The following is a 4,907-nucleotide window of genomic DNA, read 5'->3' as shown; positions in this document are numbered from 1 at the left end:
GTCGAAGAGGCTTGCAGGAAATTACCCGGCTATGGGCAGAGGAGCCTTTTTAGCCTGGTAGACGATTCGAGTGCACATAGTGATGGCTGAGTTGAACTACGATGAATTACAGGGTTACGTAGCCCGTGAAGTAGTCAAACCCTTTTACGATAAGCGCGTCCAGAGTCTACAGACACTTACACTGGTCAAAGGTCGCCATGCCCTGCTGAGGCGCAAGAATCCATACCTGTTTAGGGCCGAAGATATCAGAACGGCCGGCGACTTCGTCAAATACGCCCTGGATGCTTTTCTATCCTCACAGGAAGAGACTGTCTTTGGCAATCTCCTTGAGGGCTTGGCAATCCACATTTGTGAACGTGTGTATGGCGGTAAGAAAGCGCCACAGAAGGTCATGCGCAGTGTTGACCTCCTGTTCGAGCGGGAAAGCGTTTTCTACATTGTTGGAATTAAATCGGGGGTAAGTTGGGGAAACAGCGACCAAATAACAAAAATGGCAGGGAACTTCAAAGAGGTAAAAGCGTATCTGAGAGAGCAGGGCGAGACAAGACCCATTGAAGCAGTGAATGGCTGCATGTACGGTGCGGATGCCCATCCTTACAAGCAAAATATAGCTGATCCTGAGATGAGTTATTACAAGCTCTGCGGCGAGCGCTTCTGGGAGTTCATATCGGGGGACAAAGCGTTGTATTTGCGACTCATAGAACCGTTGGGCGAAGAGGCGCGAAAGAGAAGCACGGAGGTCACTGATCGGTACGTTAAAGCGATCAACAGGATGACCGCGGAGCTTGTGACCGAGTTTGTGACGGAGGGGGAGATAGATTGGAAGAAGCTGGTGAGCTTTGTGTCCTCCTCCAGAAGCCCTATTGCAGAGACCAATGATGTCAGCCCGGCGTGACGGGAAACAAGATCAGCGTCCAACCGTCGATACGTGGTCGGCTGGCCGTAAGATGTAAGTCACCATCTCCCCTTTCCCCTTAATATACATCGGCGGCCGTTCCTCGAACGTGTACTGCCCGGCCAGTCTGTCGCGCACAGCGGCGGTGGCGACGACCACGTCGGCCAGGCCGTTCGACTCCATGCGGCTGGCGGTGTTGACCGTGTCGCCCCACAGGTCGTAGATGAACTTGCGCCGGCCGATGACCCCGGCCACCACTGGCCCGGTACTGACCCGCGCCTCGATCGCGCGTAGAAATTCGCCGCCCCGGTTTCCTATCATAGCGCCAAATCCGCTTTGAACGAGATGACAGCCCCGCAACGCGAGATCTGCTGCCAGTCCAAGACGAGTTTCATGTCCTGGAAGGCCATCGCCGTTTCATCCAACAGCCAGTAATACTCCTCGTCCCAGGCGTCGCCGGCGGCGCGGCGTATGGCGTCAAGGGCGGCGGCGTTGGGGAAGCCGATGTCGCCGATGACGGCGTAGCTGCCGGGGCGTAGATAGTCGTCGAAGAGGCGGCGCAGCAGGGCCAGCTTGTCGGCCAGGGGGAATTCGTGGAAGGTGTAAGTGCTGACGACGCGGTCGAAGGGGCGGCGGAACGCCGGCGGGAAGTCGCCCAGCAGGTGGGCCTGGGCGAAGCGGGCGGCGGGGACTTTGGCGCGGGCGCGGGCCAGCATCTCGGCCGAGAAGTCGAGCGCCCAGACGGCCGCGCCGGCCTCGACCAGTCGCGCCGTCAGGTTGCCCGTGCCCGGCCCCAACTCCAGCACCTCCATGCCCGGCTCAAGGGCCGCCAGCTCCACGACGCGCGCCAGCACCCGGTCGTAGCCGTCGAAGGGGAAGCTCGCGCCGGCGGCGCTATTGGTCACGTCGGCGTCGTAGGAAGCGGCCCAGTGGTCGAATTGGGATTGCAATTCGTCGGTCACGTCGCAGTCAAAGCTCTCACACTCAAGATTTCCCCAGCGCGCAGAGGCTCGATCTCCGATTCCGCCAGCGTCAGGATAGCCAAAGTACCGCCCACGGCGTCAAAGACTTCAAGTGTGTAACCGTCCTCGCCAGACGCAGCAGGATGATGCTCGACGATCGTCGCTACGTCGCCGGCCCGCAAAGCCTTCTTGGGTACGTCACGCGCGAGGGCGACTTGGGTGAATAGCTCGTAGCGCATAGGTTACTCCTTACTGCGGATATAGGGTGATGAACTTTGTTTGTTCAGTCTCGTGCTCGGTCATCCAAATAGTCACAACCGGAAGAGCGCGGCCGTTCGGGCCGGCCAACTCGGCTTCGATGCGATAGACGTTGCCATATTGGTTGATCTCATCTAACTCCGCTTCCAATGGCATGACCTGTTGCCTCAAGTCGCGTTCCAGTTGTTGCCAATTGCTAACAGTATAGTCGGCCTGCGCAAGCCACTTGGACTTGTCGTTGCGGGTTCCAGGTGCTAAGAGATAGTCCATCAGCTTGCTCGTGGCAATGATGGTATCCGGCGGTAGGCGCATGAAAATAGTATAGCGCAAACTTCATCGGAGATTGAAGGGCTCGCACCGGCGCGATGATTAGCTGCCGAACAGCCCGGCGAACACCGCCAGCGCGCTTTCGACACTCGGCATGAGAAACCACACCCACCCCAGCATCACGTACCCCACCGTCACCGCCCAACCGGCCACAGCCCAGGCGCGGCGCGGCCACGGCCGGGTTTGCAGGCCGCGATACCATTGGCGCGACCGGTCGCTCCACTGCTTGTGGACGAACAGCCCAACGGCGTGCCACAGCCCCCAGATGAGGAACGTCCAGGTGATGCCGTGCCACAGGCCGATGACGCTCATCGTCGCCAGGTGGGAGAGCAGGACAATGACGGTCGAGGACGGCCGCCGCTCGCGCCGCAGCAGCGCCCGCGACAGGGGGGTAAAGACGTAGAAGCGCGCCCAACTGCTGAGGGTGATGTGCCAGCTCTGCCAGAAGGCGGTGAGGCTGGTGCGCGTGTAGGGGCGGTCGAAGTTCTCCGGCAGGCGGATGCCGAACAGGATGCCCAGGCCGATGGCGATGTCGGTGTAGCCGCCGAAGTCGAAGTAGAGGCGCAGGCCGTAGCCGACCAGCAGCGCCCACAGGGCGGCCGGGCTGCTCGTCTGCTCGGCCAGCGCCGGGGTCAGCGATAGCCCGCCGGCCAGCACGTCGGCCACGACGAACTTCTTGAACAGCCCCTCGCCGATGCGCCACAGTCCCAACCCCCAGCGCGCCGCGTCCAGCCCGCGCAGATGTGGCAGGGCGTAGTAGTCGCCGACGAAGCGCTCCGCCCGGTCGATGGGGCCGGCGACGAGGGCGGGGGCGAAGAGCACGTAGCTCAGGTAGGCGTGCAGCGATAGCTCCGGCAGCAGCCCCGTTTGCCGGTCGCGCAGGGTGTGGATGATGCGGAAGGCGACGTAGGAGAAGCCCAGCCAGGCCAGGTCGGAGGGCGCGGCCAACGTCACGTCCTGCCCGGTCAGGCCGCGCCACCAGCCGGCCAGGGCGGTCGTGGCCGGCGGCCATTTGAGGGCCACGAACAGGGCGACGATGACGGCGATGGCCCCGGTCAGCACGTGGCGCTGGGGGGCGCGGCGCAGGACGAGAGCCAGGGCCAGGCCCAGCAGCATCGCCTCGACGATGGCGAAGCCCACGTCCACCGGCGACGGCGGGCGCGAGGCGGTCAGCCGGAAGCCGGCGTCCACGAAGCGGAAGAGGGAGAGGCCGAGGATGAGGGCGACGACGACCAGCAGCGTCAGCCAGTCGTCGCGGATGTAGACGGGGGGGCGGGGCGTGTCGGGCGACGCGCCGAGCGTGTCGCGGTTGGCGGGGGCCAGGAAGGCGCGCTGGGCCGGCCGCGACAGCCACCAGCCGGCCACGGCCAGGGCGATGGTGGCGCTGGGCAGCACGAAGTCGGCGAAGCGCGGCGCGAGCGGCGCTTGCAGCCCGTAGAGAGCGACCACGCTGCCCACCAGCAGCGCCCAGCCCCGCCAGCGGCCGGGAATCAGCGCGGCGTAGAGCAACGCCGCCAGCGCGAAGACGCCGATGGCCGCCAGACCGAGCGTCACTGCGCCTCCTCGCCGGCCACTGTGCGACGGATGGCGTCGAGCATGAACAGGCCGGTCAGGTCGCTCAATGGGTAGCCGAAGGTCAGCGCCGCCGGGTCGGTGTAGTCGTCCTCGGCGTACATGGTCAAGTGGATGCTGTCGCCGCTCAGGCCGCGATTGGGCAGCGTGGCCGCGGCGGCGTCGTAATCCCACAGGGGGATGGCGTACTCGGCGGCCAGGGCGCGCATCGTCTCATTGTGGCGGTTGCTCCCTTCGGAGCGGTCGGCCTTGGTGACGATGACCGGAATGACCCCCTGCTCGATGCTGTAGGCGATGGACTGGCGCAGGGCCGGCTCGAACGCGTCGCCCGGCGCGAGGTCGTTGGTGCCTACGCGGATGAGGACGACGCTGGGGTTATGCAGCCGGAACTCGCAGGCCAGCCGGTGCTCATCGGCGCGGCACAGGGCGGCGTCGCCCAGGCCCGGCCGCAGGGCGTCCCCGGCGCGCGCCCCGCTGCGCACGGCCTGGCTGACGCGGGCGAAGGAGCCGCGATAGTAGTCAATCGCCGGCTGTAATTTCGTGTAGATACCCAGATTGTAGCCGCCCCAGTCGAAGCGGGCGAAGTAGTGCTCGCTCAACGAGATACTATCGCCCATCTTGGCGAAGGCGCGGGGGTCGCGGCCGAGCGCCTGGCCGCGGGCGAAGATGGTGCGAACGTTCTCGGCCACGTCCGGCGGCAGGATGGCGAAGCGCTCCACCGGCAGGCCGTTGACCAGCGCCGCCGGATCGGTTGGGAGTCCGGATGAGGAGACGGTTGTGGCCGCCGGGCGCGGGGTGGGGGGTGGGGTAGCGGTGATGTTTGGCCCGACGGCCGGCCATCCGTCGCCATCCTGCCCGACCCCTGCGCAGGCGGCAGAACGGCAATCAATGGC

At 64.5% G+C, this 4,907-nt stretch carries 7 protein-coding genes; 1 reads left to right on the top strand and 6 read right to left on the bottom strand.

Annotated elements, in window-relative coordinates; all coding sequences use genetic code 11:
- Positions 1-82 precede the first annotated feature (82 nt).
- Complete coding sequence (locus tag ACE3UY_RS06620; RefSeq protein ID WP_374686758.1) at positions 83-895, top strand: PmeII family type II restriction endonuclease; 813 nt, start codon at positions 83-85, stop codon at positions 893-895.
- A gap of 12 nt (positions 896-907) precedes the next feature.
- Here ACE3UY_RS06620 and ACE3UY_RS06615 read toward each other — a convergent pair whose 3' ends face one another.
- The 6 genes from ACE3UY_RS06615 to ACE3UY_RS06590 all read right to left on the bottom strand — a co-directional run.
- A complete protein-coding gene (locus tag ACE3UY_RS06615) occupies positions 908-1,216 on the bottom strand; it encodes an adenylate/guanylate cyclase domain-containing protein (RefSeq protein ID WP_374686757.1) in 309 nt (102 codons plus the stop codon).
- Entirely contained in the window at positions 1,213-1,857 is a 645-nt protein-coding gene (locus tag ACE3UY_RS06610; RefSeq protein WP_374686756.1) for a class I SAM-dependent methyltransferase, read from the bottom strand. Before ACE3UY_RS06610 ends, ACE3UY_RS06615 begins: the two co-directional genes overlap by 4 nt.
- Positions 1,854-2,096 (bottom strand): DUF4926 domain-containing protein, encoded by a 243-nt coding sequence (locus ACE3UY_RS06605; RefSeq protein WP_374686755.1) that lies wholly within the window; start codon positions 2,094-2,096, stop codon positions 1,854-1,856. Before ACE3UY_RS06605 ends, ACE3UY_RS06610 begins: the two co-directional genes overlap by 4 nt.
- Before the next feature lie 10 nt (positions 2,097-2,106).
- Entirely contained in the window at positions 2,107-2,445 is a 339-nt protein-coding gene (locus ACE3UY_RS06600; protein WP_374686754.1) for a DUF6883 domain-containing protein, read from the bottom strand.
- Positions 2,446-2,484: 39 nt separating this feature from the next.
- Entirely contained in the window at positions 2,485-3,996 is a 1,512-nt protein-coding gene (locus tag ACE3UY_RS06595) for an MBOAT family O-acyltransferase (protein WP_374686753.1), read from the bottom strand.
- A partial coding sequence (locus tag ACE3UY_RS06590; protein WP_374686752.1) for a hypothetical protein occupies positions 3,993-4,907 on the bottom strand: 915 nt, incomplete at its 5' end. The genes ACE3UY_RS06595 and ACE3UY_RS06590, both read right to left, overlap by 4 nt.

This window comes from Promineifilum sp. (SeqCode), assembly GCF_041918635.1.
In the GTDB taxonomy this organism is placed as follows: domain Bacteria; phylum Chloroflexota; class Anaerolineae; order Promineifilales; family Promineifilaceae; genus Promineifilum.
This window is presented reverse-complemented; position numbering and strand designations above follow the sequence as displayed.